The 19,856-nt window shown below is 70.8% G+C and carries 18 protein-coding genes; 6 read left to right on the top strand and 12 right to left on the bottom strand.

Annotated features, from left to right (window positions below; genetic code table 11):
• Window positions 1-3: 3 nt before the first annotated feature.
• Window positions 4-1,461: an aminotransferase-like domain-containing protein gene (locus tag AC07PU_RS41035; RefSeq protein WP_093353708.1), complete on the bottom strand. Its 1,458-nt coding sequence runs from the start codon at window positions 1,459-1,461 to the stop codon at window positions 4-6.
• A 197-nt stretch (window positions 1,462-1,658) separates the two neighbouring features.
• On the opposite strand from AC07PU_RS41035, the gene AC07PU_RS41030 reads away from it, so the two are divergent.
• Window positions 1,659-2,036 (top strand): hypothetical protein, encoded by a 378-nt coding sequence (locus AC07PU_RS41030; protein ID WP_203204457.1) that lies wholly within the window; start codon window positions 1,659-1,661, stop codon window positions 2,034-2,036.
• 9 nt (window positions 2,037-2,045) lie between these two features.
• On the opposite strand, the gene otsA is transcribed toward AC07PU_RS41030, so the two are convergent.
• From otsA to AC07PU_RS41005, 5 genes are all read right to left on the bottom strand, one after another.
• Entirely contained in the window at window positions 2,046-3,431 is a 1,386-nt protein-coding gene (otsA, locus tag AC07PU_RS41025; protein ID WP_093353558.1) for an alpha,alpha-trehalose-phosphate synthase (UDP-forming), read from the bottom strand.
• On the bottom strand, window positions 3,428-5,464 hold the full coding sequence (locus AC07PU_RS41020) for a glycoside hydrolase family 15 protein (RefSeq protein ID WP_495323521.1): 2,037 nt from the start codon (window positions 5,462-5,464) through the stop codon (window positions 3,428-3,430). The genes otsA and AC07PU_RS41020 overlap by 4 nt, the downstream gene beginning before the upstream one ends.
• The gene (otsB, locus tag AC07PU_RS41015; RefSeq protein WP_495323520.1) at window positions 5,461-6,261 is read right to left on the bottom strand and encodes a trehalose-phosphatase; all 801 of its coding nucleotides are present in this window, start codon (window positions 6,259-6,261) and stop codon (window positions 5,461-5,463) included. The genes AC07PU_RS41020 and otsB overlap by 4 nt, the downstream gene beginning before the upstream one ends.
• Before the next feature lie 89 nt (window positions 6,262-6,350).
• Complete coding sequence (locus tag AC07PU_RS41010; RefSeq protein ID WP_495323519.1) at window positions 6,351-8,183, bottom strand: ATP-binding response regulator; 1,833 nt, start codon at window positions 8,181-8,183, stop codon at window positions 6,351-6,353.
• Window positions 8,184-8,302: 119 nt separating this feature from the next.
• The gene (locus AC07PU_RS41005) at window positions 8,303-9,562 is read right to left on the bottom strand and encodes a multifunctional CCA addition/repair protein (protein ID WP_495323518.1); all 1,260 of its coding nucleotides are present in this window, start codon (window positions 9,560-9,562) and stop codon (window positions 8,303-8,305) included.
• A 167-nt stretch (window positions 9,563-9,729) separates the two neighbouring features.
• Between AC07PU_RS41005 and AC07PU_RS41000 the strand changes: the two genes are divergently transcribed.
• Complete coding sequence (locus tag AC07PU_RS41000; RefSeq protein WP_093353568.1) at window positions 9,730-10,455, top strand: OmpW/AlkL family protein; 726 nt, start codon at window positions 9,730-9,732, stop codon at window positions 10,453-10,455.
• Window positions 10,456-10,509: 54 nt separating this feature from the next.
• Here the strand turns inward: AC07PU_RS41000 and AC07PU_RS40995 are convergent, their stop codons facing one another.
• The 3 genes from AC07PU_RS40995 to AC07PU_RS40985 all read right to left on the bottom strand — a co-directional run bounded on the left by AC07PU_RS40995 (window position 10,510) and on the right by AC07PU_RS40985 (window position 13,903).
• Window positions 10,510-11,193: a glutathione S-transferase family protein gene (locus AC07PU_RS40995; protein ID WP_208507777.1), complete on the bottom strand. Its 684-nt coding sequence runs from the start codon at window positions 11,191-11,193 to the stop codon at window positions 10,510-10,512.
• A gap of 114 nt (window positions 11,194-11,307) precedes the next feature.
• Complete coding sequence (locus AC07PU_RS40990) at window positions 11,308-11,895, bottom strand: MgtC/SapB family protein (protein ID WP_495323517.1); 588 nt, start codon at window positions 11,893-11,895, stop codon at window positions 11,308-11,310.
• A gap of 1 nt (window position 11,896) precedes the next feature.
• Window positions 11,897-13,903 carry a lytic transglycosylase domain-containing protein gene (locus AC07PU_RS40985; RefSeq protein ID WP_256222983.1) on the bottom strand — a complete coding sequence of 669 codons (2,007 nt, stop codon included), beginning with the start codon at window positions 13,901-13,903 and terminating at the stop codon, window positions 11,897-11,899.
• A 36-nt stretch (window positions 13,904-13,939) separates the two neighbouring features.
• Here AC07PU_RS40985 and AC07PU_RS40980 point away from each other — a divergent pair, with 36 nt between their 5' ends.
• Window positions 13,940-14,557, top strand: a complete 618-nt coding sequence (locus AC07PU_RS40980; protein WP_057596551.1) for a 5-formyltetrahydrofolate cyclo-ligase — start codon at window positions 13,940-13,942, stop codon at window positions 14,555-14,557.
• Window positions 14,558-14,615: 58 nt separating this feature from the next.
• Here AC07PU_RS40980 and AC07PU_RS40975 read toward each other — a convergent pair whose 3' ends face one another.
• Window positions 14,616-15,599, bottom strand: a complete 984-nt coding sequence (locus tag AC07PU_RS40975) for a LysR substrate-binding domain-containing protein (protein WP_208507774.1) — start codon at window positions 15,597-15,599, stop codon at window positions 14,616-14,618.
• A gap of 178 nt (window positions 15,600-15,777) precedes the next feature.
• Between AC07PU_RS40975 and AC07PU_RS40970 the strand changes: the two genes are divergently transcribed.
• A complete protein-coding gene (locus AC07PU_RS40970) occupies window positions 15,778-16,101 on the top strand; it encodes a DUF2917 domain-containing protein (RefSeq protein ID WP_495323516.1) in 324 nt (107 codons plus the stop codon).
• 122 nt (window positions 16,102-16,223) lie between these two features.
• Here the strand turns inward: AC07PU_RS40970 and AC07PU_RS40965 are convergent, their stop codons facing one another.
• A complete protein-coding gene (locus AC07PU_RS40965) occupies window positions 16,224-16,655 on the bottom strand; it encodes a BLUF domain-containing protein (RefSeq protein WP_490876893.1) in 432 nt (143 codons plus the stop codon).
• Between the two features lie 168 nt (window positions 16,656-16,823).
• Here AC07PU_RS40965 and AC07PU_RS40960 point away from each other — a divergent pair, with 168 nt between their 5' ends.
• Window positions 16,824-17,525, top strand: a complete 702-nt coding sequence (locus AC07PU_RS40960; protein ID WP_371269245.1) for a Crp/Fnr family transcriptional regulator — start codon at window positions 16,824-16,826, stop codon at window positions 17,523-17,525.
• A gap of 12 nt (window positions 17,526-17,537) precedes the next feature.
• Here AC07PU_RS40960 and AC07PU_RS40955 read toward each other — a convergent pair whose 3' ends face one another.
• Complete coding sequence (locus AC07PU_RS40955; protein ID WP_495323528.1) at window positions 17,538-18,374, bottom strand: DUF6279 family lipoprotein; 837 nt, start codon at window positions 18,372-18,374, stop codon at window positions 17,538-17,540.
• Window positions 18,375-18,426: 52 nt separating this feature from the next.
• Here AC07PU_RS40955 and glmU point away from each other — a divergent pair, with 52 nt between their 5' ends.
• Window positions 18,427-19,854, top strand: coding sequence for a bifunctional UDP-N-acetylglucosamine diphosphorylase/glucosamine-1-phosphate N-acetyltransferase GlmU (gene glmU, locus AC07PU_RS40950; protein WP_431511599.1), 1,428 nt, complete (start codon window positions 18,427-18,429; stop codon window positions 19,852-19,854).
• Window positions 19,855-19,856 lie beyond the last annotated feature (2 nt).

Raw genomic sequence — 19,856 nt, 5'->3', positions numbered from 1 at the left:
CGTTCAGGCGGCCCGGCGCGCCGCGGCGCAGCACTGCGCCGCAAGCTCGCCGAGCCGCTTCAACCCCGCATCGATGGCCGGCGAATAGGGCCAGCCGCAGTTGATGCGCAGGTAGTGGTCGAAGCGCCCCGAGTTCGAGAACATGGCGCCGGGCGCGATCTGGATGCGCTCGGCCAGCGCCGCCTCGAACAGGGCGTTGGCGCCGATGCGCTCGGGCAGCTCCAGCCACAGCTGCAGCCCGCCGCGCGGCAGGTTGAGCCGGGTGCCGGCGGGAAAGTAGTTCGCGATCGCCTCGGCCGTCTGCTCGCGCTGGCGGCCCAGGTGCTCGCGCAGCCGGCGCAGGTGGCGGTCGTAGCTGCCGGTGCCCATGAATTCGCCGGCCGCGAGCTGGGCCAGGTCCTCGTTGTTGCGCGTCTGGGCGTACTTGAGCATCTCCACGCGCGCATGCCAGCGCCCGGCCGTGATCCAGCCCAGTCGCAGGCCGGGCGCGAGGATCTTGTGCAGCGAGGCGCAGTAGATGACGTTGCCCGTGCGGTCCCAGGACTTGAGCGCGCGCAGCGGGGTCTCGCTGTCGACCAGTTCGCTGTAGGAGTCGTCCTCGATCACCGGGATGCCGTGGCGCTCGCACAGCTGCGCGAGCCGCTGCTTGTGCGCGTCGGGCATCACGCTGCCCAGCGGGTTCTGCAGGTGCGGCACCACGGCCACGGCCTTCACGTTGTCGTAGGCCTGCAGCGCGAGCTCGAGCGCCTCGATCGAGATGCCGGTCTGCGGGCTGGTCGGGATCTCGAGCGCGCGCAGGCCCAGGCTCTCGAGCACCTGCAGCAGGCCGTAGAAGGTGGGCGACTCCACGGCCACCGTGTCGCCGGGCTGCGTGACCGCGCGCAGCGCGAGGTTCAGCGCCTCGATGCAGCCGTTGGTGACCAGCACCTCGTCGGGCGGGATCGTCATGCCGATGCGCAGGCTGCGCTGGGCCAGCACCGCGCGGAACTGCGCATTGCCCTTCTGCGGCGTGGCCGAGGTCAGCAGTTCGGGCTTGTGGCGCAGCGCGCGCGTCATCGCATTGCGCAGCGCCTCGGCCGGATAGAGCTGCGGCGCGCCGCGTGCGATCGCGAAGTTCAGCGTGTCGCCGGCCGTGCGGCCGCGCACCACGAAGTCGGACACGCGCGCATGGATGCCCACGTACTGCGCCGGATCGGGCGGCAGCACGGTCAGCGGCTCCTCCATCGGCGCGATCGCGAGCCGGCGCGGCCGGCGCACGAAGTAGCCCGAGCGGTCGCGCGCCTCGACCCAGCCGTCGCTCTCCATGGCGCGACAGAGTTGCAGTGCGGTCGACAGGCTGATGGCGTGCAGCCGCATCAGGCTGCGCAGGGAGGGCAGGCGGTCGCCCTGCTTGAGCGAGCCGGTGTGGATCGCGTCCACGTAGCGCGCCGCCAGTTGCCGATAGAGCGGTAGCGAGTCCATGGCGTCGATGCTCGCGCGATCGTTCATTGGAAAACAGATGCAGTTGCGAGGGAAAACGACCATAACAGATGGCCGCCGGCCCTGGCTGTTCCGGTGCGAATCGCGCCGGCGTGTGCCTGTTTTCCGGGCCGGGGAATTTCTACGATCGAAGCGCGCCCAGCCCTTCCTTCACCGACTTCCGAACCCGAGGTACCGCCATGATCACCACCCTCTCGCAAGCCCCCGATGCCGTCTTCCTCGAAGCCGGCGATTCCTTCCGCACGGCGGTGGACGCCGGCACCTGGCTGCAGGTGGCCGAGGGCCGCGTGCGGGTGTCGGCGCCGCCGCGCTGGATCGGCGAGGCCGTGTGGACCGCACACACGGTGCTCGGCGAGGGCGAGACGCATGGCGTGGAGCACGGCGGCTGGATCGAGCTGACGGCGCTGTCGCCGGTGCAGTTGCGCATCCATGCGCCGATCGCCGTCGCGCGGCGGTTGCCCGCGCGGGCCGAGCCGCCGGCCGAGCCGGTGTCGGCCGCCTGGGCCGTGCCGCGGCGGCCGGTGATGCGGCTGATGCAGCTGCTCACCGGCTGGTGAGCGGCCGCGTCAGCGCACGCTGGCCGCCTCGCGCAGCGTCTCGAGGAAGCTGCGCCGCCACCAGTGGATGTCCTGCTCGCGGATGCGCGAGAGCAGCGCCTGGTGCCGTTCGCGCCGCTCTTCCAGCGGCATCTGCAGCGCCTGCTGCACCGTCTCGGCGGTGCCGTGGGTGTCGTAGGGATTGACCAGCAGCGCTTCCTTCATCTGCTCGGCCGCGCCCGCGAAGCGCGACAGCACCAGCACGCCGGGGTCGGCCGGGTCCTGGGCCGCCACGTACTCCTTGGCGACCAGGTTCATGCCGTCGCGCAGCGGCGTCACCAGGCCCACGGCCGCGGCACGGCACAGGCCCGGCACGCGCTTGCGCGCGACCATGCGGTGGATGTAGCGCACCGGCATCCAGTCGAGCTCGCCGTAGTCGCCGTTGATGGCGCCGCACAGCGACTCGAGCTCGCGCCGGATGTCGGCATAGGCATCGACCGTCTCGCGCGTGGGCGAGGCGATCTGGATCAGCGTGGCGCTGCGCCGGTTCTCGGGGTAGTGGGCCAGCAGCTCGCGGAAGGCGCGCACCCGGTTCGGGATGCCCTTGGAGTAGTCGAGCCGGTCGATGCCCAGCAGCAGCCGGCGCTGCGAGTACTCGCGCTTCATGGTCTCGTACATGTCGCGCGCTTCCTTGGCATGGGTGAGCGCCGCGAACTCGTCGACGTCGATGCCGATCGGGAAGGCCGCCGCGCGCACCGTGTTGCCGTAGGCGCGGTACATCTCTGCGCCCAGGCTCTCGCCCTTGGCCTCGTTGTGCACGTAGTGCTCGAAGTGCTGCACGTCCTGCTGCGCCTGGAAGCCGATCAGGTCGTAGGCGAACAGCGAGCGCATCAGCCACTCGTGCTGCGGGATCGCCGCCATGATGATCTGCGGCGGCAGCGGGATGTGCAGGAAGAAGCCGATGCGCTGCTTGCAGCCCATGGCGCGCAGCTCGGCCGCCAGCGGGATCAGGTGGTAGTCGTGGACCCAGATGACGTCGTCGTCCTTCAGCAGCGGCATCAGCTTGCGCGCGAACAGCTGGTTCACGCGCCGGTAGCCGCCGATGAAGTTGGCGTCGAAATGGGCCAGGTCGAGCCGGTCGTGGAACACCGGCCACAGCACGTCGTTGCTGTAGCCGAGGTAGTAGCTGTCGTGGTCCTCGCGGCTCAGGTCGATGGTGGCCAGCGTGACCTTGCCGGCCTGCTGGCGCCGCAGCTCGCCCTCGCCGGTCGGGCCGCCCTCGACGATCTGGCCGCTCCAGCCGAACCACATGCCGCCCGACTGCTGCAGGCTCTCGCCGAGCGCGACGGCCAGGCCGCCGGCGGCGGGCTTGCGCGGGTCGGCCACGCGGTTGGAGATGACGACGAGGCGGCTCATATGGCGGAGTCCCAGGGGGCGGACAGACGCATCGCCGCGTTGATGATGCCGACCATGGAATAGGTCTGCGGGAAGTTGCCCCACATCTCGCCCGTGACCGGATGCGTGTCCTCGGACAGCAGTCCGAGCGGATTGCGCGCGGCCAGCATGGTCTCGAAGATCTGGCGCGCCTCGGCCTTGCGGCCGATCTTCGCGAGTGCGTCGATGCGCCAGAAGGTGCAGATGTTGAACGCGGTCTCGGGCTTGCCGAAGTCGTCGGCCGCCTCGTAGCGGCGCATGTAGGGGCCGTCGCACAGCGACTTCTCCATCGCGTCGACGGTCGAGACGAAGCGCGGATCGCGCGCGTCGATCAGGCCCACCTCGGCCATCAGCAGGATGCTGGCGTCGAGCTCGCGGCCGCCGAAGCTCTCGGCGAAGGCCTGGCGCTCCTCGCTCCACGACTTGGCGAGGATCTCCTCGCGCATGCGCGAGGCATGGCCGTGCCAGTAGGCGGCGCGCTCGGCGAAGTTGATGCGGTTCTCCGCGGGCTTGCCCGAGGAGGCGGCCTCGGCGCGCGCGGTCTTGTCGAGCGCGCGCGCGATCTTCGCGAGCCGGTCGCAGGCGGCCCAGCTCATGAGCGCCGAGCTGGTGTGCACGCGCGCGCGGGTGCGCAGTTCCCACATGCCGGCGTCGGGCGTGCCGTAGACCGCGATCGCGCGCTCGCCCACGGCCTCGAGGTGCGGAAACTCCGCCTCGCCCGCGCGCTGCAGCAGCCGGTGGTCGTGGAAGGCCTGCGCGGCGCCCAGCACGATGTTGCCGTAGACGTCGTGCTGGAAGTGCTCCTGCGCCTGGTTGCCCACGCGCACCGGGCCCATGCCGCGGTAGCCGGGCAGGGTCTCGACGAAGGACTCGGGCAGCTCGCGCTCCAGGCCGATGCCGTACAGCGGCTGGATGTGCTCGCCGTGCGAGCCGATCACCACGTTGCCGAGCCAGCGCAGGTAGTCCTCCATGGTGCCGACCTCGCTCAGCGAGTTGAGCGCGCGCACCACGAAGAAGGCATCGCGCAGCCAGCAGTAGCGGTAGTCCCAGTTGCGCTGGCTGTCGGGCGCCTCGGGGATGCTGGTGGTCATCGCGGCCACGATGGCGCCGGTGTCCTCGTACAGCGACATCTTCAGCGTGATGGCCGCGCGGATCACCGCGTCCTGGTACTCGAAGGGGATCGCGAGCCGCTTCGACCAGACGCGCCAGTAGGCGATGGTCTCCTGCTCGAAGCGGCGCGCGGTGTCGGCGATGCCGTCGAGCAGGGTCTCGTCGACGCCGAACATGAAGTTGTATTCGCGCGAGACCACGAAGGGCTGGCGCGCGAGGATGTGCGAGATCGAGGCGTCGGTGTTCAGCCGCAGCGTGACGTCGGGGCCGACGTAGCGGATGTGGTTGCTGCCGCGCGTGACCTCCACCGGCTCGGTCGCGCCCCACTGGAAGCGCGGGTCGAGCGCCACGCGCATGCGCGGCGCGCCGGCGATCGGGCGCACGCGGCGCACCAGCATCAGCGGGCGGAAGTAGCGCGCGCGGCTGTAGAAGCGCGGCGCGAAGTCGGTGATCTCGATGCCCTGGCCCGCGCTGTCGAACAGCTGGGTGCGCAGCACGGCGGTGTTCGGCTCGTACCACTGCTTCGCTTCGGCGAAGTCCTCGATCTCGAAGCCCCAGGCCGCGCCGCCTTCGCCCGGATGCAGCAGGGCGTTGAACACCGGGTCGCCGTCGAAGCGCGGCAGGCAGCACCAGACCACGCGTGCGCGTGCATCGACCAGCGCGCTGAAGGCGCAGTTGCCGATCACGCCGAGGTTGAGCGAGCAGTCGGCCGGGCGCGGAAATTCGCGCGGCTTGGGCGCGGCGGCCGTGCGTTCGTCGACCGGCGCATCGTCGTCGGGGCCGGCCGCGCCGGCCACCGCTTCGCCGCCGCGGTCCTCGGGCGCCTTCTGGAGCTGCCGTGCTTGCGGATCGTCGTGCCGCCCGGCCGGGACTTGTTGTTGTTCTTCCTGCTGGGTGTCGCTCATGCGGGATTCCTTGGCGAAGCTTCTTCGGGAGCGGGGGAGGGCGCGTTCGCGAGCTGGTCGCGCGCCTGCACCAGCCATTCGTAGACGGCGCGCGGCGACTCGAGCCGGTGCTGCGCGAGGCTGGGACCCGAGCCGACCTTGATGCCGACGCCGCCGCGCGGCTGCACCACGGCGAAGCCGCTCTCGTCGGTGGTGTCGTCGCCCGCGAACACCGGCACGCGGCCCGCGAACGGCGCCTCGTGCATGAAGGCGTCGATGGCGATGCCCTTGTTGACGCCGGCGGGCTTGACCTCGAACACGAACTTGCCGTGCAGCAGCTCGAGCTGCGGCCGCTCGGCGATGGCGCGCGACATGGCGTCGCCGCACACGGCCTCGAGCTGCGGCGCGAGCCGGTAGTGCAGCGCGATGGCCGCGTGCTTGCGCTCGACCAGCAGGCCTTCGTGCACGCGCGCGAGCTCGTTGGCGATCTCGAGCACGGGCACCAGGTCGGGCGGATGCTGCTCCTGCATCGCGCCCTTGGCATCGCGGCGCTGCACGCCGTGCTCGCCCGCGGCCGGCAGGCGCAGCGGCGCGAGGAAGCGGTCGAGCACGTCGATCTGGCGGCCCGACACCACGGCGAGGGCGCCGCCGAGCAGGTCCTTGAGGTCGCCGAGCAGCGCGACCAGGGCAGGGGGGACTTCGATCGCCTCGGGCGTGGCCGCGAGGCCCACCAGGGTGCCGTCGAAATCGAGGAAGAGGGCCGCGTCCCGGCCCAGGGGAGGAGGCAGCGGATCGTTGCTGCGGATGGGATTGGACATCGTGAAAGACCTTAGCACGGCCCCCGCGCGCGCCGTGTCGGCCAAAACCGGACGTGCCCCGGGGCCGGGGCCGCGACCTGCGCGCAGGCTCAGGGCGCGGCGCCGGGCGCGAGATCGGCCAGCGCGCGCAGCAGCGCCGTGGCCTCCACCGGCTTGAACAGCACCGGCACGCCCGAGGCGCGCACGCGCTGCAGCCGCTCGGGCGCGGTCTCGCCGGTCACCAGCATCAGCGGCGCCGCGAGGTCGAAGCGCGCGCGCAGGCGCTGGCCGACGTCGAGGCCGTTGTCGCCGTTGGCGAGCCGGTAGTCGCACAGCAGCGCGCGGAAGGGCGCCGGGCCCGATGCCAGCAGCAGCGCGGCCGCTTCCGCCTCGCCGGCCACGGCCTCCAGGTCGATGCCGTGGGCCTGCAGCAGCTCGGTCATCGCCGCGCGGATCTCGGCGTCGTCGTCGATCAGCAGGATGCGGCCCGGCACCGGCGCCGCCGGGGCGGGTGCGGTTTCGGCGCGGACGGCCCAGGGCCCGGGGGCGGCCTGCGCGTCGCAGCGCGGCAGCACGAGCCGAAAGCGCGTGCCGCGTCCCACGCGCGAGCGCAGCTGCACCGGATGGCCGAGCAGCCGCGAGAGGCGGCGCACGATGGCCAGGCCGATGCCCAGCCCGTGCGAGCGCTCGCGCCCGGGGTTGTCGACCTGGTAGAACTCCTCGAACACGCGGTCGAGTTGGCCCGGCGCGATGCCGATGCCCGAATCGACCACCTCGATCCACACCGAATCGCCGAGCCCGTCGCCGTTGCGCCGCACGCGCGCGCGCACTGACACGCCGCCGCGCGCCGTGTACTTGAGCGCGTTGTCGAGCAGGTTCGACAGCATGCGGTGCAGCAGCCGCGGATCGCTGCGCACCCACAGGCCGCTCGCGCGCAGCCGCAGTTGCAATTGCCGCTGCTCGGCCTGCGCCGCGAACATCGGATTGAGCGCGCGGAACAGCACGTCGAGCGAGACCGGCTCGAGCGCCGGCTCGACCACGCCGGCATCGAGGCGCGAGACGTCGAGCATGGTGTCGAGCGAGCTGCCGAGCGCGTTCACCGCGCGCATCAGGCGCTGTGCGTTGCGGCTTTGGGGATGCTCGTTCTCGAGCGCGGCGCCGAACAGCGCAATGGCATGCAGCGGCTGGCGCAGGTCGTGGCTGGCGGTGGCCAGGAAGCGGGTCTTCTCGATGCTCGCGCGCTCGGCCGCGGCGATCTGCTCGCCCAGGCGCTCGGCCAGCGCCTCGTTCTCGAAGCGCAGCACCAGCGAGTCGGTGAGCAGCCGGTGCTGCTGCTGGCCCACGCGCAGCGTGAACAGCAGGTAGGCCAGGCTGAACATCGAGAGGAACAGGTGCATGCCGTCGCCCTGCCAGGCCAGCGCGGTGATCAGGCTCAGCATCATCGGTAGCGTGTAGCCGTAGAGCGCGGGCTTGAGCGGCCACAGCAGCTGCATGGCGCGCGCGCAGCTGCCGATGACGACCACCGTGAGCACCGAGGTCGCGGACAGGTCGTCGCGCGAGATGAACAGCCAGGGCGCGGTGGCGGTCGCCAGGCTCACCAGCGTGACGGTGCGCGCATGGCGGCGCGCCCACAGCGGGGTCTGGTCCAGCGGCAGGTCGGCATGCCAGCGCGGCATCAGGTACAGCGCCAGGCCGAGCAGCAGGTGGGCCGCCATCCAGGCCAGGATCCAGGTGCGCGACGAGGCGATGTACATCGCGGCCCCGAGCGCGACGCCGAGGCCGAAGTGCACCACGATCGAGGCATCGTAGGCGCCGTAGACCGAGGCCAGGTGCTCGCGCAGCACGCGCAGCGCCAGGTCCCGCGGCACCGCGGCCGCGACCGCCGGCGCGGCGTGCGTGGCGCTCGGGTCCGGCGAGGAGGTGGGAGGCGGGGCGGCGATCACCCGGCCCATGCTAGCCGGGGCGTGCGGCGTCGGAAGTGCCCTAAGTCATGGAACCTCCGCCATAGGCGTGAAGACATGCCGCGACGGGCGTGGTATTGCGCGCCGGGGCGGTCGGCCGTTCAGCCGGCCGCGGCCTTCACGGCGTCGATGCGCGCGCGGTGGATCGCCTCGCCGATCTTCGGGCCGGTGGCGCCGGCCTGCTGCGCCTGGCGCGCGACCGCGTCGGTGGCCACGGCCGCGGCCACGGCCAGTACCGAAAGCAGGCGCTCGCGCTGCGGATAGTCGCGCTGCTCGAAGCCGAGCCGGCCGCGCGCGTCGCATTCGCAGGCCAGCAGCGCCTCGGCGAAGCGCGCGGGCTTGCGGAAGGCATCGCAGCGCTCGAGCAGCCGCACCAGCGCGGCGGCGTCGAGCTCGCCGCTGCGGTGGATGTTGCCGTGCTCGCGCGCCACCACCTCGGCCAGCTCGCGGAGGTCGACCGGCACGCGCCAGCGATCGCACACCGCCTGCAGCAGCTCGGCGCTGCGCTTCTCGTGGCCGATGTGGCGCGGCAGGATTTCCGGATCGGTGGTGCCCTTGCCGAGGTCGTGCATCAGGCAGGCGAAGCGCACGCCCAGCGACGCCGACAGGCGAGCGCTGGTGTCGAGCACCATCATCAGGTGTACGCCGGTGTCGATCTCGGGATGGTGCTGCGCGGGCTGCGGCACGCCCCAGAGCCGGTCGACCTCGGGCAGCAGCACCGCGAGCGCGCCGCAGGCGCGCAGCACCTCGAACATGCGCGAGGGCCGCGTCTCCATCAGCCCGCGCGAGAGTTCCTGCCACACGCGCTCGGGCACCAGCGCATCGACCTCGCCGGCCGCGACCATCTCGCGCATCAGCGCCAGCGTGTCGGGCGCGACCTCGAAGTCGTCGAAGCGCGCGGCGAAGCGCGCCACGCGCAGGATGCGCACCGGGTCCTCGCGGAAGGCGTCGGTGACGTGGCGCAGCCGCTTCTCGCGCAGGTCGCGCTGGCCGTCGAAGGGGTCGGCCAGGTCGGTGGGGGCGGGGTCGAAGCTGCCGTCGGCGGCCACGCGCTCGGCCGGCAGCGCGATCGCGTTGATGGTCAGGTCGCGCCGCGCGAGGTCCTGCTCGAGGCTCACGTCGGGCGCGGCATGGATCACGAAGCCGCGGTAGCCGGGCGCGCTCTTGCGCTCGGTGCGCGCGAGCGCGTACTCCTCGCGCGTCGATGGATGCAGGAATACCGGGAAGTCGCGCCCCACGGGCAGGAAGCCCTGTGCCACCATGTCCTCGGGCGTGGCGCCGACCACGAGCCAGTCGTGGTCCGACACCGGGCGTCCGAGCAGGCGGTCGCGCACCGCGCCGCCGACGAGATAGGTTTTCATGCGCGCAGTGTAGGGATACCCCGCAGGGCTTAAAAAGAACGGTCGTTCGATAATCTCCGAGGCAAATCGAACGATCGTTCGCTCGCTCGATGCGCTCGAACGCCTCACCGGCGGCAGACCGGCACCGCGTTTGGAGGGGGAATTTCAACCAAAGGAGTATTCACATCATGAAAAAAACCATGTTGGCGTTGGCAGCCCTCGGGGCACTGACGTCCGGCAGCGCCTTTGCACAGAAGGCCGGCGACTGGGTCGTCGGCGCGGGCTGGTTCCATCTTTCGCCGCAGGACAAGAGCAAGCCGCTGATGCTGACCTCGCCGGTGCAGAGCGTGCTCGCCGGCTCGGGCGCCAGCGTGAGCGATTCCGACACGCTGGGTCTCAACGCGGCCTATTTCCTCGACGACCACTGGGCCGTGGAAGGCGTGCTGGGCATCCCGCCGAAGTTCAAGCTCGAAGGCACCGGCACGCTGGCGCGCGTGGGCGAACTGGGCAAGGCACGCCAATGGAGCCCGACCATCCTCGGCAAGTACTACTTCAACGACGGCAATGCCGCCTTCCGTCCCTTCGTGGGCCTGGGCGCCACCTACGTCTGGTACAGCGGCGTGCAGATCACCAGCAACCTGCAGGAAGCGCTCGGCAGCCAGCTGCGCCAGCGGCCGCTGTCGACCGTGACCACCGCCAAGCTCGACAGCTCCTTCGCGCCCGTGCTCAACGCCGGCCTGGCCTACCAGTTCGACAAGCACTGGGGTATTTCCTTCTCGGTCTCCTACATCCCGCTGAAGACCAAGGCCAAGCTCACGACGACCTCGATCACGGGCCTGCCGATCGCGACCAGCGAAGCGCGCCTGAAGCTCAATCCGATCGTGACCTACGTGGCGGCCACCTACCGCTTCTGACCGGACGCGACGCGGCCTGGCCGGCTCGCGCCGATCGACGACAGCGATCGACGATCAGCGCGAGGTCCGGTAGGGCTCGTCGAAGGCCACGAAATCCTGCTCCGCGAGCGCCTGCTCGATCCACGCGGCGACGCCCGGCAGGGCCGCCACGCGCTCGATGTAGGCCTGCGCCGCGGGCGGCACCGGCAGCCCGTAGCTGCGGATGCGCATGCACACCGGCGCGTAGAAGGCATCGGCGATGCCGAACTCGCCGAACAGCATCGGGCCGCCATGGGTGTCGAGCAGCTCGCTCCACATGGCCGCGATGCGTTCCAGGTCCTCGACCACGCCGGGCTGTTCCTTCAGCACGCGCGCGCCGACCTCGGCCAGCGAGGCCTCGATGTTCATCGGGAAGTGGTTGCGCAGGTTGCCGAAGCCCGAGTGCATCTCGGCGCTGACGCTGCGCGCGCGGGCCCGCGCGGCCTTGTCGCGCGGCCACAGCGCCTTGTCGGGGAACTGCTCGGCCAGGTACTCGGCGATGGCGAGCGAATCCCAGACCGTGATGTCGCCGTCGATCAGCACCGGCACGCGCGCCGTGGGGTTGACCGCGCCGACCACGGCCTTGAAGTTGGAGCCAGCCTCGAAGGCGTCGAAGCGCACCATCACTTCCTCGAAGGGAATGCCGGCCTGCTTGAGCAGCACCCAGGGACGCATGGACCACGACGAGTAGTTCTTGTTGCCGATGTAGAGCTTGAGCATGGATTTCCTCCGGTTGGTTTCGTGGCAAAGCCTTCGATGCTAGGGCGCCGGCAGCGCGCGATTGATACCGTTTGCGGCGCGCATTGATGACGGGCGCGGCCCGCGCGCCGGCGGCTATCGCCGGTCGCTGTCGTCGGTGCGCAGTTCGGGCTCGCTGCTCGAGGCGATGACGCGCGGCGTGGCGCGGCCCGGTGCCTCCTCGCCCTTGGGCGGCCCGATCGTGCGCTCGATCAGGCTCACGAGCCGCGGCACGAACTGCAGCACCACCAGCGCCAGCAGCGCGCTGATCACCGCCGTGGCCTCGCGGCCCAGGCCGCAGGCCATGCCGATCGCGGCCGTCATCCACAGCCCCGCGGCGGTGGTGAGGCCCTGCACGTGGTGCTCGTCCTTGCCCTGCTTGAGGATGGTGCCCGCGCAGAGGAAGCCGACGCCGGCCACCAGGCCCTGGATCACGCGGCTCATGTCGGCCGGCACGATGCCGGTCTGCTGCGGCACGAGCACGAACATGGCCGAGCCGATGGCCACCAGCATGTGGGTGCGCACGCCGGCCGCCTTGCCCTGCTGCTCGCGCTCGAAGCCGAGCACGAAGCCCAGCAGCGATGCGAGCAGCAGCCGCACCAGGATGCGCGTGAGCTGGGCGAGGTCGCCCACGTCCGAGAACTCGGCGGCGATGGTGTCGAGGACCTCGTCGCGCCAGCTCATCTCAGGGCAGGTCCTTGTTGGGCTCGGGCATCGCGGCGTCGCGCGGGCCGACCCGGCCCAGGCGTTCCTTCAGCGACTGCGGCCGGCCGGTGATGATCGCGGCGTAGTTGGTGGTGTTGGCCAGCACCTTCTTCACGTAGTCGCGGGTTTCGTTGAACGGCACGTTCTCGGCCCAGATCGCGGCATCGAGCACCGGGCCGTTGCGCCAGCTGCGCGGGCGGCCCGGGCCGGCGTTGTAGGCCGCGGCGGCCAGCGCCATCGAGTCGTCGAAGTCGTCGAGCGCGAGCTTCAGGTAGTTGGTGCCGATGGTGATGTTGGTCTCGCGGTCGTTGATCTGGCCCGGCGTGAAGTCGGTCATGCCGATCTTGCGCGCGGTCCAGCGCGCGGTGGCGGGCATCACCTGCATCAGGCCCGAGGCGCCGACGCCCGAGCGCGCGTCCATGATGAAGCGGCTCTCCTGGCGGATCAGGCCGTAGACGTAGGCCGGGTCGAGGCCGATATCCTGGCTCTTGCGCAGCACGGTGTCGTGGAAGGGCATCGGGAAGCGCTGCTCGACGTCGATCACGCCCTTGGTGCGCTCGCTGGTGTTGATGCAGCGGTCCCAGACCTCGCGCTGGCACGCGAAGTCGGCCGCGGCCAGCAGCGCGCGGTCGTCCATGCCGCCCCGGTCGTGCAGGTTGGTGGCGTAGTTCCATTCGCGCGTGCCCTCGGGGCGCAGGCCGATCGCGATCGCGTAGAGGCCGCGGTTGAGCGAGGGGTTCAGGCGCGCGGCGTTGCGTTCCTCGGGCGTGAGCGGCGCGGGCCGGGTGGCGGCCATCACGCGCTGGCCCAGCTCCTCGAGCGCCAGCATCTCGTAGAAGCCGCGCGTACCGGCGATGCCCTGGTAGAGCTCGCGCGCCTGGGCGCGGCGCTCGTCGCCGCCGGCATTGACCAACGCGCGGGCCTTCCAGTAGGTCCAGGTCGGGTCCTGCTGGCTGGCCTCGCTCATGGCGTTGATGGCGGGCGCCACGTCCTTCCACTGGCCGGCGCGCAGCGCGGCGCGCACGCGCCAGCCGAGCATGTCGTCCGACAGGTCGGCGTTCTTCGTGACGTTGCCGAAGTAGCTCACGGCCTGCGGCCAGAGCTTGATCGCCGACTGGCGGCCGATGGTGCCCCAGATCCAGTTGCGCTCCTCGGCCGAGAGCATCGCGCTCCACTTGGCGTCGAGCTGCGAGGCGGCCTGCTCGGGATCGGCCATCGCGATCTTGATCAGTGCCAGCGTCACCAGCTCGCGGCGCGACTTGGCGGCCACGGGCCCGCGCGTGACGAGGAACTTGGCCGCGCTCGCGTTGACCTCCTCGAACAGCGGCAGCGCATCGGGCGAGGCCAGCGTGACGGCGCCGCGCGCGGCCTGCGGCCGGTTGGCCTCGATGGCCAGGCGCGCCTTCTTCCAGGCGTCGTTGGGCGAGAGCAGGCGCGCGGCGATCATGCGGTCGGCGGCCGTGAGGCAGCCGTCGTCGCTGTCGCGCTGGGCGAACCAGTTGCGCCGGATCTCGTCGGCCTGGGCCTGGGTGGCGCTGCCGCTGCGCAGCGCGTCGACCAGGATCGCGTAGCAGCGCACCTGGGCGTCGTCGCCCATGCGGAAGCCCGCGATGGCGGCCGAGAAGTTGTCCCAGTCGCGGCGCTGGCCCGTGAGCAGCAGCCAGTCGTTGCGCAGCCGGTCTTCCTGGTAGGTGCCGGGGTAGCGCGCGAAGAAGTCCTGCACCTCGTTCGCGCCGGCTTCCTGCAGCCGCGCCTTGAGCTCCCAGTAGGCGGCCCAGGGTTCGAGCACGTGGCCGCGGGCCTGCGGCAGCAGCGCCGCCAGCCGGGCCTTGTCGCCGCGCTGGAAGGCCTGCTTCATCTGCAGCAGCACCTCGTCGTTGCTGTTGTTCTGCGCCAGCGCCGCGGCGGGCGCGAAGAGGGTCAGCGCGCAGGCCGCGAGGGCCGAAAGAACCAGTGCCGGTGCGACGCTGCGCGGGCGGCGGCACATGGATGCCAAAATGCTTGGAAACTGCATCGGGAGATTATGGACAAGTCAAAGGATGCCGCCACGTCGGCGACGGCGAGTTTTCTCAAGGATCAGCTGCGCAAGGCGTTGATCGAACAACGTCTGGGCATGCCGGACCGGCTGACACGCGCGGACCTGCTGCAGCGCGTGATGCGCATCTGGCTGGTCGGCCGGCCCGACACCGTGATCGGCGCCTACTGGCCGATCAAGGGCGAGTTCGATCCGCTGCCCGCGCTGCATCGGTGGAAGGAGGACGGCGAACTGATCGACGAGCCGCAGCGCCGCCGCATCGGCCTGCCCGTGATCGACAAGGTCCACAAGACCCTGACCTTCCACGCCTGGTACCCGGGCTGCCAGATGGAAGAGGACGCCTACGGCATTCCCAAGCCCAAGGACACCGAGCTGATCGTGCCGACCCTGCTGTTCGTGCCCTGCGTGGGCTACAGCGCGGGCGGCTACCGGCTCGGCTACGGCGGCGGCTTCTACGACCGCACGCTGGCCGCCCTCGAGCCGCGGCCCTTCACGGTCGGCCTGGGCTTCGCGAACGGCTTCCTCGAGGACTTCGAGCCCGAGGCGCACGACCTGCCGCTCGACGCGATCCTCAACGACAACGGGGTGGTCTGGCCGATCGGCTGAGCGGCTGCTTCCTGCGCATACGGGCGCCCGGCTTCGAGCCGCGGCGCCCTTTTTCTCGTCAGTCGAGGTCGTCGACGGTGTCCGGATCGGGCACCTCGCCGATGGTCTCGCGCGTGGTGCCGGCCTGCGCCAGCAGCCAGTCCCAGAAGGCCTTGATCTCGGGCCGCAGCGCGCTGCGCGGGCCGGCGATCAGCCAGTAGGACATCGGCGAGTCCATGCGGTGCTGCGGCAGCACCTCGATCAGGTCGCCGTTGGCCAGGCTCTCGGCAATCAACGAACTGCGCGCCAGCACCACGCCCTGGCCGGTGAGCGCGGCCTGCACCATCTGGTAGGCGTAGTTGAAATAGAGCCAGCGCTTGGGCTGGGCGCGTTCCAGGCCGTGCAGCTCGAACCAGCGCCGCCAGGTCAGCCACTCGAGGTGGGTGCGGTGGGCGTCGCCAGCCTCGATCAGCGTGAAGCGCGCGATGTCTTCGGGCTTCTTGATCGGCGGGCTGCTCTTGATGAGCCAGGGGCTCGCCACCGGCGTGAGGTTTTCGCCGAACAACCGCACGGCCTGCGGGGGCATGGCCTCGCGCGGGCCGTAGCGCAGCGCGATGTCGACGTCGGCCACCTCGAGGTCGACCGCGAGGTCGCTGGCGTCGATCCGGATGTCGATCTCGGGGTTGTCGCGCTGGAAGGCCTCCAGGCGCGGGATCAGCCACATCGAGGCGAACGAGGCGAAGGTGGTCAGCGAGACGCTCTTGCGCCCGGCGCTCTGGCGGATCTGCCGCACCGCGGTGTCGACGCGCGGCAGCGCCTGCTGCACCGCCAAAAGCAGCTGGGCGCCCGCGCTGGTCAGCTCGACCGCGCGCGTGTGGCGCAGGAACAGCGGCACGCCCACTTCCTCCTCGAGCGACTGGATCTGGCGGCTCACGGCCGACTGGGTCAGGGCCATTTCCTCGGCCGCGGCGCGGAAGTTCAGGTGCCGCGCGACCGCCTCGAAGGCGCGCAGGTGGCCGGCGGAGATCGGGCGGGAGCGCAGGTGGGTTTGCGAATGCTGCATGGATCGGGGGCCGGCGCCTGCCTCGGGATTGATGCGAAACCGGAATCAGTAGGCTACCTCCTTTTCATTGGACTGCCAACGGCCGGGAAACGATCATTCATTCCCGAACCGCGCCATTGCTGCCTCCTTTTCCAAGCACCCATTGATTCGCGATTCGGCAAACACCTAGGAGCCCATCATGTCCACTGCCGTCTGCACCACCTCTACGCTGTCCACCCTGTCGCTGCCCAACCGCAACACCGCCGCCGCGATTCCGCCGGCCGTGCGCCGCGGTGCCTGGCAAATCGCGCCCGGCGAGGCGATGAGCCTGAAGGCGCGCGGCGACAGCGTGCTGCGCGTGCGCCAGGGCCGGGTCTGGATCACGCCCGATGCCACGCTCGAGAACCCGAGCGAGGACCTGGTGCTCGCCCCCGGTGAGTCGCTCACCGTGGTGGCCGGCCAGCGCATCGTGATGGAAGCCTGGGACGGCTACGGCGCCACGTACACGTGGGACGCCGCTTGATCCCGCGGGTTTCCTGATCGATCCTGGGCCATCGGGCGGCGGCGCGAGCCGCGCCCGTCATACCAAGGGGCCGGACGGCGCTTCGCGCATCGTCCGGCCCTTTTCCTTTGGCGCGGCCGTCTTCAGCCGTTGATGTCGAAACTGCGGCGCAGCGCCAGGAAATGCTTGAGCGCGACCTCGCCGTCGAGCGCATGCACGCCGGCCATCAGATCGGGGCCCTCGCTCTCGGCCAGCCCGAGCCGGAAGCCGCTGTAACGGCGCGCGGCCAGTTCGCCCTGCCAGGCCACGCGCACGTCGACATGGCGCGGGTCGCGCGCGATGCGGTCCATCAGCGAGCGCAGGGCGTCGGGCGGTCCCTCGATGTGCTGGCAGAAGCGCTGGCCGTCGAAGACCAGCAGCCCGGTGATGCCGAGTTCGCCGTTGCGCGCACGGGCACGCGCGACGATGTTGGCCACCGTGTCGGGCGGCAGGTCCGGCGCAAGCTCGCTGCAGTAGAGGATCTCGGAGAGCGCCGGGGCGGGCGCGGGAGCTTGCGTCTGTTCGTCGGAAATCATGGGCCGGGATGGGAAAAGCGAGCGCAGTGTAGGCAGCCGTCCGACATCACGAAATGTAAAAAGACATACCGGTCCCACCCCCCTCGATGCCTATAGTCGGTGGTGCCCGACCAGTACCCCACACCCGCCGCCCCGGAGAACGGGCCCCATCCCTGCAGCCGTTGCGCGCTGCGTCAGCTGCCGGCCTTTTTGCCGGTGTCCGCCGACCAGTTGCGCACCATCGAATCGTTCCGCATCGGCGCGCGCCGCGTCGAGGCCGGCGGCTCGATCATCGAGGAACACCGGCGCAGCCCGCAGCTGTTCACGCTCTATTCGGGCTGGGCCTTCCGCTACAAGACCCTGAGCGACGGCCGGCGGCAGATCCTCAACGTGCTGCTGCCTGGCGACTTCGTCGGGCTGCAGGACGAGTTCGCCGACGGCCAGACCCACGGCGTCGAGGCCCTGACCGAGGTCTCGCTGTGCGTGTTCGCGCGCGAGAGGCTCTGGGAGCTGTTCCATGCCGAGCCCAAGCTCGGCTACGACATCACCTGGCTGGCCGCGCGCGAGGAAAAGATGATCGACGACAACCTCGTGACCACCGGCCGGCGCAGCGCCGTCGAGCGCGTGGCGATGCTCTTGATGCACCTGTACCGCCGCGCCGAGCGCGTGGGCATGGTGCGCGACGGCTGGGTCGAGTTCCCGCTCAACCAGCAGCACATCGCCGATGCGCTCGGGCTGTCGCTGGTCCACACCAACAAGACCTTGCGGCGGCTGTCGCAGCTCGGGCTCTACAAGCTCGACGACCGCTGGCTGCGCATCCTCGAGCCGCGCGCGCTCGAGGCGCTGGGCGACTACTTCGAGCGGCCGCTGCGGCCCACGCCGCTGATCTGAGCCAGGGGCGGCTCAGCCGGCCGCGCCCGAGAGCTGCCGCAGGTCCTCGCGGTAGGCCTGCAGCCGCTTGACCGCCTGCGCGCGCTGCGCCGCGCTGGTGCCGTTGTGCAGCGCGGCCAGGTTGCGGCAGCCTTCCTGCAGCAGCGCCTGCTGCTGCTCGCGCCAGGGGCCCGGGGGCGGATCGGCGATGCGCTGCAGGTAGGCATGCAGCGCGGCGCGCGCCTCGGTGGGCGGCGTGCGGTTCGCGACGAAGCCGCGCAGCAGCACCAGTGCCTCCTGCTGGCGCTTGCGGCGCTCCACGTCCTGCAGCTTCGGGTCGAACACCGACTGCGCCACCTGCTGGCGCAGCAGCTCGCGCTGCTCGGGCGAAAGCCGGCCGTAGAAGTCCTCGAAGCGGTCGAGGAACTGGTCGTAGCGCTTCTCCTGCACCCGGGCCGGCGAGCGGTCGAGCCAGTCCTTGCGGTAGTCGGCGTTGTTCTTCGCGTACTTGCGCTCGAGCTGCTGCAGCTGGGCCTCGCTGAGGCTCAGCAACAGCTCGGTGCCCGCGGGCTCGGCGCGCTCGCTGACCGCCAGCAGCCGGTCGCGGATGCGGTCGGTCATGGCGCAGGCCTGGGCCGGCGTCACCTCACCGGGCGCCAGCGTCTCGGCCTCCTGCAGCAGCGCCGCGATCTTCGGCAGCTCGTTGCGCCGGTGCCAGTCGAGCAGCTGCGCGAGCTCGTCGCGCACCTTGGGCGTCTGCGAACCGTCGAAATCGAGGTAGCCGTCGAGCCACCAGTAGCTGAGCTCGGGCAGGTTGTTGTAGGCCAGCTTGATGGCGCTGCAAGCCCCCAGGACGGCCACCAGCGCCATCACGCCGATAATCCGCGCCAGCTTGAAACAACGCATCCGGGTAGAAAAAGGCATGAATCAGATTCCGAAGCAGGGCAACCAGGGACCGGTCGACGTCGTGATCATGGCGGCCGGCAAGGGCACGCGCATGAAGAGCAGGCTTCCCAAAGTGTTGCATCGTTTGGCCGGCCGCGCACTGTTGTCGCACGTGACCGGCACCGCCGCGCGCATCGGCGCCCGGCACGTGGTGATCGTCACGGGCCACGGCGCCGAGCAGGTCGAGGCCGCCATGGCCGCCTCGCCCGAGGCCGCCTCGCTGCGCTTCGCGCGCCAGGAGCCGCAGCTGGGCACCGGCCACGCGGTGCAGCAGGCCACGCCGCTCCTGCCCGACGACGGCACGGTGGTGATCCTCTCGGGCGACGTGCCGCTGATCGCCGAGGACACCTTGCGCACCCTGATCGCCGCCAGCGGCGGCGAGCGGCTGGCGCTGCTGACCATCGAGCTGGACGACCCCACCGGCTACGGCCGCATCATCCGCAACGCCGCGGGCGGCGAGGTGACCGCCATCGTCGAGCACAAGGACGCCAGCGAGGCGCAGCGCGCGGTGCGCGAGATCAACAGCGGCGTGATGGCCGCGCCCGCGAAGCTGCTCAAGGGCTGGCTCGAGCGGCTGGACAACCGCAACGCCCAGGCCGAGTACTACCTGACCGACATCGTCAAGCACGCCGCGGCCGATGGCGTGCCGGTGGTGGCCCACATCACGACCGACGGCCTGCAGGTGGCCGGCATCAACAGCCCGGTGCAGCTGGCCGAGCTCGAGCGCGCCTTCCAGCGCCGCCAGGCCGAGGCCCTGATGACCCAGGGCGTGCGGCTGGCCGACCCGGCGCGCTTCGACCTGCGCGGCACGCTCGAATGCGGCGGCGACGTCGAGATCGACGTCAACTGCCTGTTCGAGGGCCAGGTCTCGCTCGGCGAGGGCGTGCGCATCGGCGCCAACTGCGTCATCGCCAATGCCCGCATCGAGGCCGGCGCCGTGATCCATCCCTTCACCCACATCGATGGCGAGAAGGCCGGCGTGACGGTCGGCGAGCGCGCGCTGATCGGCCCCTTCGCACGGCTGCGCCCCGGCGCCCAGCTCGGCACCGAGGTGCACATCGGCAACTTCGTCGAGGTCAAGAACTCCACCCTGGCCGCCGGCGCCAAGGCCAACCACCTGGCCTACCTGGGCGACGCCACCGTGGGCGCGCGCGTCAACTACGGCGCGGGCAGCATCACCGCCAACTACGACGGCGCCAACAAGCACCGCACCGTGCTCGAGGACGACGTGCACATCGGCAGCAACTGCGTGCTGGTGGCGCCGGTCACCATCGGCGCGGGCGGCACCATCGGCGGCGGCTCCACCATCAGCAAGACCACGCCGCCGGGCGCGCTCATCGTCGCGCGCGGCAAGCAGGTCACGATCCCGAACTGGCAGCGGCCGCAGAAGAAGCCGAAGGCCTGACG

The sequence above is a fragment of the Variovorax sp. GW821-FHT10D07 genome, assembly GCF_059415325.1.
This window is presented reverse-complemented; position numbering and strand designations above follow the sequence as displayed.

Excerpts from the sequence above, each read along its gene's own strand:
- AC07PU_RS41005 (WP_495323518.1), bottom strand. The coding sequence starts at position 9,562 with ATGAAAACCTATCTCGTCGGCGGCGCGGTGCGCGACCGCCTGCTCGGA.
- AC07PU_RS41020 (WP_495323521.1), bottom strand. The coding sequence starts at position 5,464 with ATGAGCGACACCCAGCAGGAAGAACAACAACAAGTCCCGGCCGGGCGG.
- AC07PU_RS40970 (WP_495323516.1), top strand. The coding sequence starts at position 15,778 with ATGTCCACTGCCGTCTGCACCACCTCTACGCTGTCCACCCTGTCGCTG.
- glmU (WP_431511599.1), top strand. The coding sequence starts at position 18,427 with ATGAATCAGATTCCGAAGCAGGGCAACCAGGGACCGGTCGACGTCGTG.
- AC07PU_RS40995 (WP_208507777.1), bottom strand. The coding sequence starts at position 11,193 with ATGCTCAAGCTCTACATCGGCAACAAGAACTACTCGTCGTGGTCCATG.
- AC07PU_RS41035 (WP_093353708.1), bottom strand. The coding sequence starts at position 1,461 with ATGGACTCGCTACCGCTCTATCGGCAACTGGCGGCGCGCTACGTGGAC.
- AC07PU_RS40965 (WP_490876893.1), bottom strand. The coding sequence starts at position 16,655 with ATGATTTCCGACGAACAGACGCAAGCTCCCGCGCCCGCCCCGGCGCTC.
- AC07PU_RS41000 (WP_093353568.1), top strand. The coding sequence starts at position 9,730 with ATGAAAAAAACCATGTTGGCGTTGGCAGCCCTCGGGGCACTGACGTCC.
- AC07PU_RS40980 (WP_057596551.1), top strand. The coding sequence starts at position 13,940 with ATGGACAAGTCAAAGGATGCCGCCACGTCGGCGACGGCGAGTTTTCTC.
- AC07PU_RS40975 (WP_208507774.1), bottom strand. The coding sequence starts at position 15,599 with ATGCAGCATTCGCAAACCCACCTGCGCTCCCGCCCGATCTCCGCCGGC.
- AC07PU_RS40990 (WP_495323517.1), bottom strand. The coding sequence starts at position 11,895 with ATGAGCTGGCGCGACGAGGTCCTCGACACCATCGCCGCCGAGTTCTCG.
- otsA (WP_093353558.1), bottom strand. The coding sequence starts at position 3,431 with ATGAGCCGCCTCGTCGTCATCTCCAACCGCGTGGCCGACCCGCGCAAG.
- otsB (WP_495323520.1), bottom strand. The coding sequence starts at position 6,261 with ATGTCCAATCCCATCCGCAGCAACGATCCGCTGCCTCCTCCCCTGGGC.
- AC07PU_RS40985 (WP_256222983.1), bottom strand. The coding sequence starts at position 13,903 with ATGTGCCGCCGCCCGCGCAGCGTCGCACCGGCACTGGTTCTTTCGGCC.
- AC07PU_RS40955 (WP_495323528.1), bottom strand. The coding sequence starts at position 18,374 with ATGGCGCTGGTGGCCGTCCTGGGGGCTTGCAGCGCCATCAAGCTGGCC.
- AC07PU_RS41030 (WP_203204457.1), top strand. The coding sequence starts at position 1,659 with ATGATCACCACCCTCTCGCAAGCCCCCGATGCCGTCTTCCTCGAAGCC.